At 66.8% G+C, this 14,366-nt stretch carries 18 protein-coding genes; 15 read left to right on the top strand and 3 right to left on the bottom strand.

Annotation, left to right across the window (positions count from 1 at the left end; genetic code table 11):
- Nucleotides 1–109 precede the first annotated feature (109 nt).
- From DYQ94_RS03130 to truD, 6 genes are all read left to right on the top strand, one after another.
- A complete protein-coding gene (locus tag DYQ94_RS03130; RefSeq protein WP_024939566.1) occupies nucleotides 110–352 on the top strand; it encodes a hypothetical protein in 243 nt (80 codons plus the stop codon).
- 123 nt (nucleotides 353–475) lie between these two features.
- Nucleotides 476–1,768 (top strand): phosphopyruvate hydratase, encoded by a 1,293-nt coding sequence (gene eno / locus DYQ94_RS03135; protein ID WP_016904017.1) that lies wholly within the window; start codon nucleotides 476–478, stop codon nucleotides 1,766–1,768.
- A gap of 3 nt (nucleotides 1,769–1,771) precedes the next feature.
- The gene (gene ftsB / locus DYQ94_RS03140) at nucleotides 1,772–2,128 is read left to right on the top strand and encodes a cell division protein FtsB (protein WP_016904016.1); all 357 of its coding nucleotides are present in this window, start codon (nucleotides 1,772–1,774) and stop codon (nucleotides 2,126–2,128) included.
- Entirely contained in the window at nucleotides 2,125–2,925 is an 801-nt protein-coding gene (gene ispD / locus DYQ94_RS03145; protein ID WP_160955171.1) for a 2-C-methyl-D-erythritol 4-phosphate cytidylyltransferase, read from the top strand. Before ftsB ends, ispD begins: the two co-directional genes overlap by 4 nt.
- Nucleotides 2,926–2,940: 15 nt before the next feature.
- Nucleotides 2,941–3,432 carry a 2-C-methyl-D-erythritol 2,4-cyclodiphosphate synthase gene (gene ispF, locus DYQ94_RS03150; RefSeq protein ID WP_065032327.1) on the top strand — a complete coding sequence of 164 codons (492 nt, stop codon included), beginning with the start codon at nucleotides 2,941–2,943 and terminating at the stop codon, nucleotides 3,430–3,432.
- Between the two features lie 245 nt (nucleotides 3,433–3,677).
- Entirely contained in the window at nucleotides 3,678–4,787 is a 1,110-nt protein-coding gene (gene truD, locus DYQ94_RS03155; protein WP_126965762.1) for a tRNA pseudouridine(13) synthase TruD, read from the top strand.
- Nucleotides 4,788–4,923: 136 nt separating this feature from the next.
- On the opposite strand, the gene DYQ94_RS03160 is transcribed toward truD, so the two are convergent.
- Nucleotides 4,924–5,463: a Smr/MutS family protein gene (locus DYQ94_RS03160; protein WP_160955170.1), complete on the bottom strand. Its 540-nt coding sequence runs from the start codon at nucleotides 5,461–5,463 to the stop codon at nucleotides 4,924–4,926.
- Nucleotides 5,464–5,562: 99 nt separating this feature from the next.
- Here DYQ94_RS03160 and surE point away from each other — a divergent pair, with 99 nt between their 5' ends.
- Genes surE through DYQ94_RS03180 form a run of 4 tightly spaced genes read left to right on the top strand, consistent with a single transcriptional unit; the run spans nucleotide 5,563 to nucleotide 8,422 of the window.
- Nucleotides 5,563–6,342: a 5'/3'-nucleotidase SurE gene (gene surE, locus DYQ94_RS03165; RefSeq protein WP_024939572.1), complete on the top strand. Its 780-nt coding sequence runs from the start codon at nucleotides 5,563–5,565 to the stop codon at nucleotides 6,340–6,342.
- Nucleotides 6,339–7,016, top strand: a complete 678-nt coding sequence (locus DYQ94_RS03170; RefSeq protein WP_016904010.1) for a protein-L-isoaspartate(D-aspartate) O-methyltransferase — start codon at nucleotides 6,339–6,341, stop codon at nucleotides 7,014–7,016. Before surE ends, DYQ94_RS03170 begins: the two co-directional genes overlap by 4 nt.
- An 18-nt stretch (nucleotides 7,017–7,034) precedes the next feature.
- The gene (locus DYQ94_RS03175; protein ID WP_016904009.1) at nucleotides 7,035–7,649 is read left to right on the top strand and encodes a YqaA family protein; all 615 of its coding nucleotides are present in this window, start codon (nucleotides 7,035–7,037) and stop codon (nucleotides 7,647–7,649) included.
- Nucleotides 7,646–8,422 (top strand): peptidoglycan DD-metalloendopeptidase family protein, encoded by a 777-nt coding sequence (locus tag DYQ94_RS03180; RefSeq protein WP_065032325.1) that lies wholly within the window; start codon nucleotides 7,646–7,648, stop codon nucleotides 8,420–8,422. The genes DYQ94_RS03175 and DYQ94_RS03180 overlap by 4 nt, the downstream gene beginning before the upstream one ends.
- Before the next feature lie 167 nt (nucleotides 8,423–8,589).
- Here the strand turns inward: DYQ94_RS03180 and DYQ94_RS03185 are convergent, their stop codons facing one another.
- The gene (locus tag DYQ94_RS03185) at nucleotides 8,590–8,970 is read right to left on the bottom strand and encodes an Mth938-like domain-containing protein (RefSeq protein ID WP_016904007.1); all 381 of its coding nucleotides are present in this window, start codon (nucleotides 8,968–8,970) and stop codon (nucleotides 8,590–8,592) included.
- Between the two features lie 15 nt (nucleotides 8,971–8,985).
- Nucleotides 8,986–9,291 (bottom strand): ribosome assembly RNA-binding protein YhbY, encoded by a 306-nt coding sequence (gene yhbY / locus DYQ94_RS03190; protein WP_024939574.1) that lies wholly within the window; start codon nucleotides 9,289–9,291, stop codon nucleotides 8,986–8,988.
- 65 nt (nucleotides 9,292–9,356) lie between these two features.
- Here yhbY and rlmE point away from each other — a divergent pair, with 65 nt between their 5' ends.
- The 5 genes from rlmE (at nucleotide 9,357) to hfq (ending at nucleotide 14,356) form a co-directional block, all read left to right on the top strand.
- The gene (gene rlmE / locus DYQ94_RS03195) at nucleotides 9,357–9,989 is read left to right on the top strand and encodes a 23S rRNA (uridine(2552)-2'-O)-methyltransferase RlmE (protein ID WP_016904005.1); all 633 of its coding nucleotides are present in this window, start codon (nucleotides 9,357–9,359) and stop codon (nucleotides 9,987–9,989) included.
- A gap of 61 nt (nucleotides 9,990–10,050) precedes the next feature.
- Entirely contained in the window at nucleotides 10,051–11,991 is a 1,941-nt protein-coding gene (gene ftsH, locus DYQ94_RS03200) for an ATP-dependent zinc metalloprotease FtsH (RefSeq protein WP_024939575.1), read from the top strand.
- Nucleotides 11,992–12,114: 123 nt separating this feature from the next.
- Entirely contained in the window at nucleotides 12,115–13,017 is a 903-nt protein-coding gene (folP, locus tag DYQ94_RS03205; protein ID WP_126965765.1) for a dihydropteroate synthase, read from the top strand.
- Nucleotides 13,017–14,000 (top strand): tRNA (adenosine(37)-N6)-dimethylallyltransferase MiaA, encoded by a 984-nt coding sequence (gene miaA / locus DYQ94_RS03210; RefSeq protein WP_126965841.1) that lies wholly within the window; start codon nucleotides 13,017–13,019, stop codon nucleotides 13,998–14,000. The genes folP and miaA overlap by 1 nt, the downstream gene beginning before the upstream one ends.
- Before the next feature lie 77 nt (nucleotides 14,001–14,077).
- Complete coding sequence (gene hfq, locus DYQ94_RS03215) at nucleotides 14,078–14,356, top strand: RNA chaperone Hfq (protein ID WP_005915027.1); 279 nt, start codon at nucleotides 14,078–14,080, stop codon at nucleotides 14,354–14,356.
- The last annotated feature ends 10 nt before the right edge of the window (nucleotides 14,357–14,366 follow it).

Raw genomic sequence — 14,366 nt, forward strand, 5'->3', positions numbered from 1 at the left:
TCCCTGGGCGCTGGCCGCTTCGCAGCGCCAGCCTCGGCAGTGGCGCCACTGGCCCTGGGGCTGGATCGCGCTGGTCGCATCGATCGCCGCGTGGGCGTGCATGGCCGCGATGGTGTTTCTGGTCGCTGCCAGCATCGGCATGCCGGGTGACGGCGACCATGCCATGCAGGCCACGCGGGTGCCAATGCTGGTCACGCTGCTGCTGGCCGCAGTCGCGATCACAAGTTGCCTGATCGCCGGACCGCTGGCGTTGCGGCTGGCTCGCCAATCCGGCGCAGCGATCTTTGCGTTGGTGTTGCTGTCGGTCTTGCTGCTGCTGTCTGGTTTACCGCTGCTGGGCTTGATGGCCTAGCAGCATGTGTGCCGGCCTGTTGCGTGTTGCAGCTTCGCGCGATTTGGCAATGTGCCGGTGTGCGGCGATAATCCCGCAGCTTGTTTCCGGTGTACTTCCCCCTTACTGGTAACCGATCGACCTATGACCACTATCGCCAAGATCCTCGCCCGCGAAATCCTCGACTCCCGCGGCAACCCCACGCTGGAGGCCGAAGTCACGCTGGACGACGGCTCGTTCGGCCGCGCCGCCGTGCCCTCGGGCGCCTCGACCGGCACCAAGGAAGCGGTGGAACTGCGCGATGGCGACAAGACCCGCTACCTGGGCAAGGGCGTGCTGCACGCGGTGCAGAACGTCAACGGCACCATCGCCGAGACGCTCAAGGGCTTTGACGCGGCCGACCAGCAGGGTCTGGACCGCCGCCTGATCGACCTGGACGGCACCGAGAACAAGGGCCGCCTGGGCGCGAATGCGCTGCTGGGGGTTTCTTTGGCCGCCGCGCATGCGGTGGCCGCCTCGCGCAAGCAGCCGCTGTGGCAGTACCTGTCCACCATCACCGAGTCCGACGTGGCACTGCCGGTGCCGATGATGAACATCATCAACGGCGGCGCGCATGCCGACAACAACGTCGACTTCCAGGAGTTCATGGTGCTGCCGGTCGGCTGCAGCTCGTTCTCCGAAGCGCTGCGTGCCGGCACCGAAATCTTCCACGCGCTCAAGTCGGTGCTCAAGGGTCACGGCCTGAGCACGGCGGTGGGCGACGAAGGCGGCTTTGCGCCGGACTTCCGCAGCAACGTCGAAGCGCTGGACACCATCCTCGAGGCGATCGGCAAGGCCGGCTATACCGCCGGCGAAGACGTGCTGCTGGGCCTGGACGTGGCGTCCAGCGAGTTCTACGACAACGGCAAGTACAACCTGGTCGGCGAGAACAAGCGCCTGACCAGCGAGCAGTTCGTCGACTTCCTGGCCGACTGGGTCGCGCAGTACCCGATCATCAGCATCGAAGACGGCCTGGCCGAGGACGACTGGGCCGGCTGGAAGCTGCTCACCGACCGCGTCGGCAAGAAGGTGCAGCTGGTCGGCGACGATCTGTTCGTCACCAACCCGAAGATCTTCAAGCAGGGCATCGACTCGGGCACCGCCAACGCGATCCTGATCAAGGTCAACCAGATCGGCACGCTGACCGAGACGCTGGAAGCCATTGCGATGGCGCATGCGGCCAACTATGCCTCGATCGTCTCGCACCGCTCGGGCGAAACCGAAGACACCACCATCGCCGACATCGCCGTGGCCACCACCGCCACGCAGATCAAGACCGGCTCGCTGTGCCGCAGCGACCGCGTCGCCAAGTACAACCAGTTGCTGCGCATCGAGCAGGCGCTGGGCTCCGGCGCGCGTTACGCCGGCCGCGACGCGTTCGTTTCGCTCAAGCGCTAAGCCGTGCGCAACTGGCGCTGGCTACTGCTGGTGCTGGCGGTGCTGCTGGCTTGGCTGCAGTACCGCTTCTGGTTCGGGCCTGGGAATTCCGGCGAAGTGATGATGCTGGAAGCCCAGGTTGCGCATCAGACACAGGACAACGAAGGTCTGCGCCAACGCAACCAGGCGTTGGCAGCAGAGGTGAAGGATTTGAAGGACGGCGAGGCGGCAATCGAAGAGCGCGCGCGCAGCGAACTGGGCATGATCAAACCGGGCGAGACGTTCTATCGCGTGGTCGAGGATGCACCGCCGCTGCCGCCCGCAGTGGCCGCGCCGTCCGCTGCGCCCGTCGAGCCTGACGCTCCGGCGGAACAGCCATGACCGGTTCGATCTGGGCGATCGTGCCGGCCGCCGGGCGCGGCACGCGTTTTGGTGGGCAGACCCCCAAGCAATATCTGTGCGCTGCCGGGCAACCGCTGATGGCCTACACGCTGGCGGCGCTTGCCGCGCATCCGGTGGTGGCCGGCATCGTGGTGGCCATCGCGCCCGACGATGCGGATTGGCCGGGCTGGAGCTCGGTGCAGGGCAAGCCGGTGCTGACCTGCGTCGGCGGCGGGACACGTGCGGCATCGGTACTGGCCGGATTGCTGGCCTTGCCGGAGAGCGTGCGGGCCGACGACTTTGTGCTGGTGCACGATGCCGCGCGGCCCAATCTGGCGCTGGCCGATCTGGAGCGTCTGCTGGAAATCGGCCGCGGCGATCCGGTCGGCGCGATCCTGGCTGCGCCGGTGCGCGACACGCTCAAGCGTGCCGGCGACGATGGCGGCATCGATGCCACCGAGCCACGCGAGCGGCTGTGGCGTGCGCTGACCCCGCAGCTGTTCCGTCGCCATCAACTGATCCGCGGCCTCACCGAGGCGTCGGCGGCCGGGGTGGACGTGACCGACGAGGCGATGGCGATGGAGCGGCTGGGATTGCGCCCGTTGCTGGTGGAAGGTGCCGAAGACAACTTCAAGGTGACCACGCCAACGGATCTGGCGCGCTTCGAATTCGAACTGGCGCGCCGAGGTGTTGCAGTGGATGCCCAGTCGCCTGCAACCGACCCGCGCGCCGGGGCGGTCGTTGGCCACGCCGATGCGCTGTCCGCTGGCGCGCACCACGACGCCGACGCTCCCTAATCACCACGGATTACCATGTCTTTCAATTTTCGAATCGGTCAGGGCTACGACGTGCACGCGTTCGGTGCGGGCGACCACGTGATGCTGGGCGGCGTGCGCGTCGCGCACAGCCATGGCGTGCTCGCGCACAGCGATGGCGACGTGGTGCTGCACGCGCTATGCGATGCGATGCTGGGCGCGCTGGCGCTGGGCGATATCGGTCAGCACTTTCCGCCGTCCGACGCGCGCTGGAAGGACGCCGACAGCGCGCAGTTCCTGCAACATTGCGATCACTTGCTGCGCGAGCGTGGCTGGCGGGTCGGCAATGCCGATGTCACCGTGATCTGCGAGCGTCCCAAGATCGGCCCGCATGCACTGGCGATGCGCGAACGCATCGCCGGCCTGCTGGCGATCGAACTCGATGCGGTCAGCGTCAAGGCCACCACCAGCGAAAAACTCGGCTTCACCGGCCGCAGCGAGGGCATCGCTGCGCAAGCGGCAGTCTTGCTCGGCAGGATCGCCGGCTGACCGCGGCTCACAGACGCCTGCGCACCGTCGGTGGCATGGAAGGTGCCGGGCATGGCGATCATCCCGCATACCCTGCAGTGCTGAGCCTGCCGTCCACGCATCCGGCCACTGCCGGCTAGCTGTTCCAGCCGCTCCAGATCGCGGTTACCTGCGCCGGGCTCGTCTTGGCGTCGCACCGCGACATCACCGCGCCGAGGCATTCGGCACATAGCGCACGACCTGTCGGCGCGAAGGTAAATCACAGCATGAGCGACACCTCTGTTCTGCCGCGCGCGCATGGCGCTGCGGTCCTCGGCGCGGCAATGCGCAGCACGCCCGACGATTTTCAGGTCGATGAGCTGCCTGCCTTCGAGCCAACCGGCGAGGGCGAGCACCTGTTGCTCACCATCCGCAAGCGTGGGCAGAACACCGCCTATATCGCGAAGAAACTCGCGCAGTGGGCCGGAATCGCCGAGATGGGCGTCAGCTACGCCGGGCTGAAGGACCGCCATGCGGTGACCACGCAGCGCTTCAGCGTGCATCTGCCCAAGCGCATCGCGCCGGAGCTCGCCGCGCTCGACGACGATGAGATGCAGGTCATCGCCAGTACCTGGCACAACCGCAAGCTGCAACGCGGCGCACTGCTGGGCAATCGTTTCGTGTTGACGTTGCGCCAGGTGCACGGCGAGCGTGCGGCGATCGAACAGCGCCTGCAGGCGATCGCCGCGCGCGGTATCCCGAACTGGTTTGGCGAACAGCGCTTCGGCCGCGATGGCGGCAACGTGGCCTCCGCGCTGGCGATGTTCGGTTATGTGTCCAATGCCGACGGCACCTTGTCGGCGGCGCCGGCATCCCGGCGGCGGCTGCGCAACGATCAACGCTCGATGCTGCTGTCGGCGGCGCGCTCGGCGCTGTTCAATCGGCTGCTCACCGCACGCGTGGAGCAGGGCAATTGGGATGCCGCGCTGGATGGCGAGGCGTGGATGCTGGATGGCTCGCGCAGCGTGTTCGGCCCCGAGCCGTTCACCGATGTACTGGCAGAGCGCCTGGCGCGCTTCGATATCCATCCCAGCGGTCCGTTATGGGGCGCCGGCGAACTGCGTTCGACCGCGCAGGCCGCGGCGGTGGAGCAGGGCGCGTTGTCGGACCCGCAATCGGAGGTGCTGCGACAAGGCCTGGAGGCCGCGGGCTTGAAGCAGGAGCGCCGCGCACTGCGCTTGCGTCCGCAACAGTTGGCGTATCGCTGGCTGGATGCGGACAGCCTGCAGATCGCATTCGCACTGCCGCCGGGCTGCTACGCCACCGCGGTGCTGTGGGAACTCGGCGAGGTCAGCGACGCCGGCCGTCTCAACGCCGGCACGCGTCCCGACGCCTAGGTCTATCCAGTGGTCGTCGGCTGCCCGGCAAACACGTCACCGCCGTAGGAGCGGACCTGGCCGCGACAGGCCTGCCCATCAACACGTCCTTTGCGCAAGCGCATGCCTGCACCAGCGACCCGTCACCCAATCGGCGCTAACGCCGCGCCAGCAACACCAGCAATGCTCCGGTGCCACCTTGCGTGGCCGGCGCGGAATGAAACGCCAACACGTCGTTGCGCTGACGCAGCAGGCGATCCATCAGGTTTTTCAACACCGGCGCGCCGTTGTCCGACTGCAGCCCCTTGCCGTGGATGATGCGCACGCAGCCATGGTCGTGCGCATGCGCTTCCAGCAGGAACTGCCGCAGCAGCGATTCCGCCTGCGCGGCGGTGGCGCCATGCAGGTCCAGTTCGTCCTGGATCGAGAATTGACCGCGCTTGAGCCGCTGAAACAATCGGGTGGGAAGATTCTCGCGCCGGTAGCTGGCGGTATCGCCCGCCTCCAGCGGCGCACTGTCGCGCAGCAGACGCGCGAATTCGGTGTGCGCTTCCTCATCGTCGCGCTCGGCCATGCGTGCGCGCGGCTTGGGGCGCGGCTTGGCATTGGCCGGTGGGGCGACTTCACGAATCGGCTTCACCGCGCCGATCGCTGCGCGGAACAGCGCGCCGTCGTCTTCGTCTTCAGGATGCGACATGCTCACAGCCTAACCTGCCCAACCTCAGGCGCAAGCGAAGATCAAGCGCGAAGGGCGCGGACGCATCCGGTATCATGACCCGGTTTTCCGAGGAGTCCCATGCGCGTACTGGTTAGCAACGACGACGGTGTCGACGCCCCCGGCATCCAGATTTTGGCCGAGGCGCTGCGCCATGCCGGTCATGAAGTGATGGTGGTCGCGCCCGACCGCGACCGTTCCGGCGCCAGCAACTCGCTGACGCTGGATGTGCCGATCCGCACCCGCCGCATCGACGCGCAGACCTGCGCGGTTGCCGGCACGCCGACCGACTGCGTGCATCTGGCGCTGACCGGCATGCTCGATTACGACCCGGATATCGTGGTCTCCGGCATCAACAACTCGGCCAATCTCGGCGACGACGTGATCTATTCGGGCACCGTGTCCGCCGCGATGGAAGGCCGCTTCCTCGGCCTGCCGGCGGTGGCGGTCTCGCTGGTGACGCACAATCACGAAGCGCATCACTACGAAACCGCCGCGCGCGCCGCGGTGGAGATCGTGGCACGGCTGAAGTCCGACCCGTTGCCCGCCGATACCATCCTCAACGTCAACGTGCCGGACCTGGCCTGGTCGGAGGTGCTCGGTTTCGAGGTCACCCGGCTGGGCAACCGCCACCGGTCCGAGCCCTGCGTGCCGCAGCGCGACCCGCGCGGCCGCACCGTGTACTGGATCGGCCCGGCCGGGCCGGAGCAGGACGCTGGCGCCGGCACCGACTTCCATGCCGTGCGCACCGGGCATATCTCGATCACCCCGATCCATGTCGACCTGACCCGCTATCAGGCGCTGGAGACGGTGGCCGGCTGGGTGGGCGGCCTGACCGCCGCGCTGGATACGCCGGCATGACGCCGAGGCTGCGGCTGCAACCGGAATCGGTCGGGATCGGCATGACCTCGCAACGCGTGCGCGACCGGCTGGTCGAGCGCCTGCGCGAGGCCGGTATCCAGGACGAGGCCACGCTCAACGCGGTGCGCACCGTGCCGCGCCATCTGTTCATCGACGAAGCGCTGGCCTCGCGTGCCTATGAAGACACCGCCTTGCCGATCGGCCACGGCCAGACCATCTCGCAGCCCTGGGTGGTCGCACGCATGACCGAGGCGGTGCTGCAGGTTGGCCCGACCAAAGTGCTCGAAGTGGGCACCGGCTCCGGCTACCAGGGCGCGATCCTCGCCGCGCTGGGGCTGGAGGTGTACACCGTCGAGCGCATCGGCGACCTGCTGCGGCAGGCGCGCAAGCGCTTCCGCCATCTGGGCATGAACGTGCGCAGCAAGCACGACGACGGCCGCATCGGCTGGCCCGAACATGGCCCCTACGATGCCATCGTGGTCACCGCCGCCGCCCCGGCGCTGGTCGACGCGCTGGTCGATCAGCTGGCGGTCGGCGGGCGGCTGGTCGCGCCGGTCGGTGGCGCCTCGTCGCAGTCACTGGTGCAACTCACGCGCGCTGCCGACGGCGCGATCGAGCAGCAGGTTCTGGCGCCGGTCACGTTCGTCCCGCTGTTGTCGGGCATGCTGGATTGAATCCATGAGAGTTTTTCGATGAAGATCTTCGGGCCGTTGTACGACGTGGCCATTCGCTGGTCGCGCAATCGCCGCGCTCCGGCGCTGCTGACCGGCCTCAGTTTCGTGGAGGGCTTCATCTTCCCGGTACCGCCGGAGGTGATGCTGGCGCCGATGTCGCTGGCCGAACCCAGGCGCGCCCTGTGGTTCGCCACCTTGAGCCTGATCGGCTCGGTCTGCGGCGCGCTGGTCGGTTATCTGCTGGGCCATTTCGCCTTCGCCGCCTTGCAGCCGCTGATCGAATGGCTGGGCTGGAGCGCCAAGATCCAGGCGCAGATCGAGACGTTGCGCACGCTGGTCGCCGATTCGCCGTGGAAGGCCTTCTGGGCGCTGGTGCTGGTGGGCTTTACCCCGATCCCGTTGAAGATCTTTACCTGGGCCTCGGGCGTGGTCGGCGTGCCGATCCTGCCCTTCATTGCCAGCATGCTGGTGGGGCGCGGCAAGCGCGTGTATCTGGTGGCCGGCGCGATCCGGCTGGGTGGGGCGCGTGCCGAGGCCGCGCTGCATCGCTGGATCGAGCCGCTGGGCTGGGTGGCCATGGCCGTCCTGGCGGTGGGAGCAGGCTGGCTGGTGTGGAAGACAACCAACGGATGAGCAAGTTGCAGATGAATTCGGTACGTAAGACAGCAGTCCTGCTCGCAGTCGCCGTCGGGCTGGGCGCCTGCAGCAGCGCCACGGTGGTGCGCTCGCCCGGAGCCGGCGGTGGTTCGGCGTCCGCGCGTCCGTCCACAGCGCCGCGTCCGTCGGTGCCGCGCCCGGGTGCGACCGTCACCGTGCAGCGCGGCGACACGCTATACGCCATCTCGCGCCGCACCAATATCACCGCGCCGGATCTGGCGGCCTGGAATGGCCTGTCCTCGCCGAACACCATCTATCCCGGCCAGACCCTCAAGCTCTATCCGCCCGGAGCCAGCAGGCCGGGCGGCAGCAGCTCCAGCGCCGGTACGGTGGTTCCGCCGCGCCCGAGTGCCCCGATCGCAGCACCGGTCAGCAGCGGATTTCCGTGGCGCTGGCCAGCCGACGGCGTGGTGGTCGGCACCTTCGTCAGCGGCGAAACCACCAAGCAGGGCGTGGACATCGCCGGTGCCAGCGGGCAGGCGGTGCGTGCCGCGGCCGATGGCGTGGTGGTGTACTCCGGCGCCGGCCTGGTCGGCTACGGCGAGCTGATCATCATCAAGCACAACGACCAGTGGCTGTCCGCCTACGGGCACAACCGTAAGCGCCTGCTCAACGAAGGCCAGAGCGTCAAGGCAGGCCAGCAGATCGCCGAGATGGGCCGCAGCGGCGCGGCCCGCGACATGCTGCACTTCGAGATCCGCTACAACGGCAAGCCGGTGGATCCGCTGCTGTATCTGCCGAGGAAGTGATTCGGGATTCGGGATTTGGGATTCGCGACGGCAACGGCGCTGGGCTGTCAGCGCTACTTACAAGACGCTGACAGCGGCTGGGAAATTGTTTGAGGTGTCGCTCCTGCTGTTGCCATGAGAGCGACATCTGCTCCAGCCCGCAGTTGCAAATCCCCAATCCCGACTCCCTAATCCCGGCCTTCCAGAATCATCGCCAATGCTACCCGGCGGCCTTCGCTGGCCAGCACGTTGTAGGTGCGCGCCGCGGCCGCATTGGTCATCGCTTCCAGGCCGATGCCGCGGGTCAGGCAGGCTGCCAGCACGTCCGTCTTCGGGAACTGCTGTCGCTCGCCGGTGCCGAGCAGGATCACCGCCGGGGCGAGCGCCAGCACCGCGTCCATATGCGCGACCTGGAGCTGTTCCAGGCCGGAGACCGGCCAGCCTTCCACCAGCTCGTCGGGCATCAGGATGAAGCTGCGCTGCAGAATCTGATCGTTCACCTTGGCGTGGCGGCCATCGGCCGCGCGCAGCGCATAGGTGTAGTCGGGGTGTTCCTGGCTTAAGGGCATGTCGAACTCGTCGGGTCAGCCGCGCGGCAGCACGATCTGACGCTTTTCCTTGCTGGGGCGGTACAGGATGGCGACATGGCCGATCCGCTGCACCAGCGCGCTGCCGGTCTGCTCGGTCAGTTCGGCAATCATGGCGTCACGGGCCTCGCGATCCTCTGATGTCACCTTCACCTTGATCAGTTCGTGGCGCTCGAGCACTTCCTCGAGTTCGGCCAGAAATGCCGGCGTGACCCCTTTGCCGCCGGTTTGCAGCAGTGCCTTGAGATCGTGGGCCTGGCCGCGCAGGAAACGGTTCTGGGCGGAGGTGAGAACAATGGACATGCAGGATCAAAGGGCAGCAAAGGGTGTTCAGGGTATCATGGCGACCCGTTCAGACCCCTTTGCCGATGCCTTCCCGTAGTAAAAGCAGCCAGCGCTGGCTCAAGGAACACTTCGCCGATCCGTTCGTCAAGAAGGCGCAGGCCGAAGGCATGCGCTCGCGTGCGGCCTACAAGCTGGAAGAACTGCTCCAGCGCGACCGCCTGCTCAAGCCGGGCATGGTGGTGGTCGACCTGGGCGCGGCGCCAGGCGGTTGGTCGCAACAGGTGCGCAAGTCCATGGGCGACAGCGGCCGGGTGGTGGCGCTGGATATCCTGGAGATGCCGCCGCTGGCCGGCGTGGAGTTCCTTCACGGCGACTTCAGGGAGCAAACCGTCCTATCGGAATTCGAGGCGATGCTGGGCGATGTGCCGGTGGACCTTGTGCTGTCCGATATGGCCCCCAATAAGAGTGGCATGGATGCGGTCGACCAACCGCGGATGATGCACCTGGCGGAACTGGCGATGGAATTTGCCGATACCCACCTCAAACCGGGCGGGGCGTTCCTGATCAAGCTGTTCCAGGGTGTCGGGTCCGACGATTACATTCGTGAGCTTCGCCGCCGCTATGACAAGGTGACGATTCGCAAGCCGGCGGCCTCGCGCAAGCGCTCCCCGGAAGTTTATGCGCTCGGTCAGGGCAAGCGTGCCCAGATCAAGTAAGCTGCCAATGACCACCGTGTTTCAAGAATTTGAAGAGTAGAGGGCACCGGAGCCAATGAGGATGAACGACTTGACCAAGAATCTGCTGCTGTGGGTGGTCGTCGCGGTTGTGCTGATGGTCGTCTTCCAGAGCTTCTCGCCGCGGATGGCGGGCGGTGTCGGCCCCGACTCGATCACCTACACCCAGTTCCTGAAGGAAGTGGACTCGGGCCGCGTCAAATCGGTGGACTACACCGACGAGACCAACCTGGCGGTCAACGCGATCCGCTTCAAGCGCACCGACGGCAGCGAAGCCACCGTCTACGGTCCGCGCGACGACAAGCTGGTCGACGTGCTGTATAGCAAGAACATCGAAATGACCCGCCAGAAGCCCTCCACCGGGCCCGGCTTCTGGTCGTTGGTGCTCAATTTCCTTCCGGTCATCCTGATCATCGGCTTCTGGCTATTCATCATGCGCCAGATGCAGGGCGGTGGCGGTGGCGCCAAGGGCGCAATGAGCTTCGGCAAGTCGCGCGCCAAGCTGCAGGGCGAGGACCAGGTCAAGATCACCTTCGCCGACGTCGCCGGCTGCGACGAGGCCAAGGAAGAAGTCGGCGAGCTGGTCGACTTCCTGCGCGACCCGACCAAGTTCACCAAGCTGGGTGGCAAGATCCCGCGCGGCGTGCTGATGGTCGGCCCACCGGGTACCGGCAAGACGCTGCTCGCCAAGGCCATCGCCGGCGAGGCCAAGGTGCCGTTCTTCAGCATCTCGGGCTCGGACTTCGTGGAAATGTTTGTCGGCGTAGGTGCCAGCCGCGTGCGCGACATGTTCGAGCAGGCCAAGAAGCATGCGCCATGCATCATCTTCATCGACGAAATCGATGCGGTGGGCCGTCATCGCGGCGCCGGTCTCGGCGGCGGGCATGACGAGCGCGAGCAGACCCTGAACCAGTTGCTGGTCGAGATGGACGGTTTCGAAGGCGGCGAAGGCGTGATCGTGATCGCGGCGACCAACCGTCCCGACGTGCTGGATCCGGCGCTGCTGCGTCCGGGCCGTTTCGACCGTCAGGTCGTGGTCGGCCTGCCGGACGTCAAGGGCCGCGAGCAGATCCTGCGTGTGCACATGCGCAAGCTGCCGCTGGCCGACGACGTGGTGCCGATGGTCATCGCACGCGGTACGCCGGGCTTCTCCGGTGCCGACCTGGCCAACCTGTGCAACGAGGCGGCGTTGTTTGCCGCACGCGGCAGCGAGAAGGAAGTCCGCATGGACCACTTCGATCGTGCCCGCGACAAGATTCTGATGGGTGCCGAGCGCCGCTCGATGGCCATGAGCGAGGACGAGAAGACGCTCACCGCGTACCACGAGGCAGGTCACGCCATCGTCGGCCGTCTGGTGCCCGAGCATGACCCGGTCTACAAGGTCACCATCATTCCGCGTGGTCGTGCGCTGGGCGTGACCATGTACCTGCCCGAGGGCGACCGCTACTCGATGAATCGCGTGGCGATCGAGTCGCAGCTGTGCTCGCTGTACGGCGGCCGCGTTGCCGAAGAACTGATCTTCGGTGGCGACAAGGTCACCACCGGCGCGTCCAACGACATCGAGCGTGCGACCAAAATGGCACGCAACATGGTGACCAAGTGGGGCCTGTCCGACGAGCTCGGCCCGGTGGCCTACGGCGAGGAGGAGGACGAGGTGTTCCTGGGGCGTTCGGTCACCCAGCACAAGAACGTTTCCGACGAGACCGCGCGCAAGATCGACGAAGTGGTGCGCTCGATCCTGGACAAGGCTTACAGCAAGACCAAGGCCATCCTCACCGAGAACCTGGACAAGCTGCACGCGATGTCGCAGTTGCTGCTGCAGTACGAGACCATCGACGTGCCGCAGATCGACGCCATCATGGAAGGCCGCGAGCCGCCGCCGCCGGCGGGTTGGGGCAAGTCCGACAAGGACGGTGGCAACAACAACGACAAGGGCAGCCCGCGTCCGTTGCCGCCGATCGCCGGGCCGGCCGAGCAGCTGTAACCGACGCATCGGTCAGCTGCAGCAGCATCCATCAAGGCCGGGAAGCGATTCCCGGCCTTGATGCGTTGTAGCGACGCCTCGCCCCGGCGGCGCTGATCGCAACCATCCAAGGAGACACCACCGATGTTCGATACTGCCCTCAAGCTGGATTGCGCCGGTCGCGCGCTGCGACTGGATGCGCCGCAGGTGATGGGAATCGTCAATGTCACGCCGGATTCGTTTTCCGACGGCGGCCAGCACGCCAGCTGCGACGCCGCCATCGCGCATGGTTTGAGGCTGGTCGAGCAGGGCGCTGCGGTGCTGGATATCGGTGGCGAATCCACCCGTCCCGGTGCCACGCCGGTATCGCTGGAGGAAGAGCTGCAGCGCGTGGTCCCGGTAATCCAGGCATTGGCGCAGCAGACCACTGTCCCGATCAGCGTGGATACCTACAAGCCGGAGGTGATGCGCGCGGCGGTCGCGGCCGGCGCCGGCATGATCAACGACGTGCATGCGCTGCGCTCGCCGGGTGCGTTGGATGCGGCAGCCGAATTGCGGGTGCCGGTGGTGTTGATGCATGCACGCAGCGCGCCGCATGCGATGCAGGACGCGCCGCACTATGACGACGTGGTGGCCGAGGTGCATCGCTTCCTGGCCGAGCGCATCTTCGCGGCCGAAATGGCCGGGATCGACAAGCGCCGCTTGATCCTCGACCCGGGGTTCGGCTTCGACAAGACCACCACGCACAATCTGACCGTGCTGGCGCAGTTGCAGCGCCTGCAGGAATTCGGTCTGCCGGTGCTGGCGGGGCTGTCGCGCAAGCGCAGCATCGGTGAGTTGACCGGGCGCCAGCTCGCCGCAGAGCGCGTATACGGCTCGGTCGCCGCGCATCTGATCGCCGCCCAACACGGAGCGATGTTGCTGCGCGTGCATGATGTGGCCGCCACCGTGGATGCCCTGAAGGTGTGGAGCGCGATGACGGCGATTCCGCTGCCGCGCGTGAGCGCGCCTGCGGCACCGAGCATTCGCTGGCCGGACGAGGACTGATGCCGGCCGACCGCCGCCCGCTGGCGATTGCGCTGATGGGGCCGACCGCCAGCGGCAAGACCGCGCTGGCACTGGACGCCGCGCAGCGCTGGAACGGCGAGATCGTCAGTGTCGATTCGGCGCTGGTGTATCGCGGCCTGGACATCGGCGCGGCCAAGCCGGATGCGGCGATGCGCGCGGCGGTGCCGCATCACCTGATCGATCTGCGCGAGCCCTGGCAGATCTATTCGGCGGCGGAATTCGCCAGCGATGCGCGGCAGGCGATCGAGCAGATCGTGGCGCGCGGCAAGCTGCCGATCCTGGCCGGCGGCACCGGGCTGTACTTCCGCGCCTTGCTGGAAGGGCTGTCGCAGTTGCCCGAGGCCGATCCGGCGGTGCGCGCGGCAATCGCAGCCGAAGCCGGGGAACTTGGCTGGGCGCGGATGCACGCACAACTGGCGGACGTCGACCCGGTCGCGGCGGCGCGGATCCATGCCACCGATCCGCAGCGGATCCAGCGCGCCCTGGAGGTCTACCGCATCAGCGGCAGGCCGATCAGCTACTGGCAGGCGCTGCCGTCGGGTCCCCGTTTGCCGGTGCGGGTGCTGAAGGTGGTGCTGGCGCCGCGCGAGCGCGCGGTGCTGCATGCACGCATCGAGCAGCGCCTGGACACGATGCTGGCACAGGACTTCCTGGCCGAGGTGGAACGTCTGCGGGCACTGCCGCAACTGCGTGCAGTCTCCGCGCCGCTGGATCTGCCCGCAGTGCGCGCGGTGGGGTATCGCCAGGCTTGGGAGTACCTGGATGGGGCCGGTCGCCTGGCCGACTTTCGCGACAAGGCGGTGCAGGCCACCCGTCAACTGGCCAAGCGGCAGCTCACCTGGCTGCGTGGCGAGCTCGACGCGCGCTGGTTCGACCCGGAGCATGACCGCCAACGATTGGAAACTGCACTTGTCGGCTTCCTCGGCCAACGTCCCGCTGTACGGCAGGCTTCAGGCGTGTAACATCCCGTTTCCGGGGCCGGCTGGGGATGGCAGGTGTCGACCGGGACTATAAGAACAATAATGAAGAGGAGTTTTCGATGGCTAAGGGGCAATCTTTACAGGACCCATTCCTCAACGCGCTGCGGCGCGAGCGGGTGCCGGTTTCTGTGTATCTGGTCAACGGCATCAAGCTGCAGGGCACGATCGAGTCGTTCGACCAGTTCGTGGTCCTGCTGCGCAATACCGTGAGTCAGATGGTCTACAAGCACGCCATCTCCACGGTCGTGCCGGCGCGCAATGTGCGCGTGGGACCGGGTGGTGGGTATGTGCAATCCAATGAAGGCAACCAGGCGGAAGATGACGACGTCGAGCAGTAATGGAGTAGTG

This window comes from Xanthomonas sp. LMG 8993 (genome assembly GCF_009835065.2).
In the GTDB taxonomy this organism is placed as follows: Bacteria; Pseudomonadota; Gammaproteobacteria; order Xanthomonadales; family Xanthomonadaceae; genus Xanthomonas; species Xanthomonas arboricola.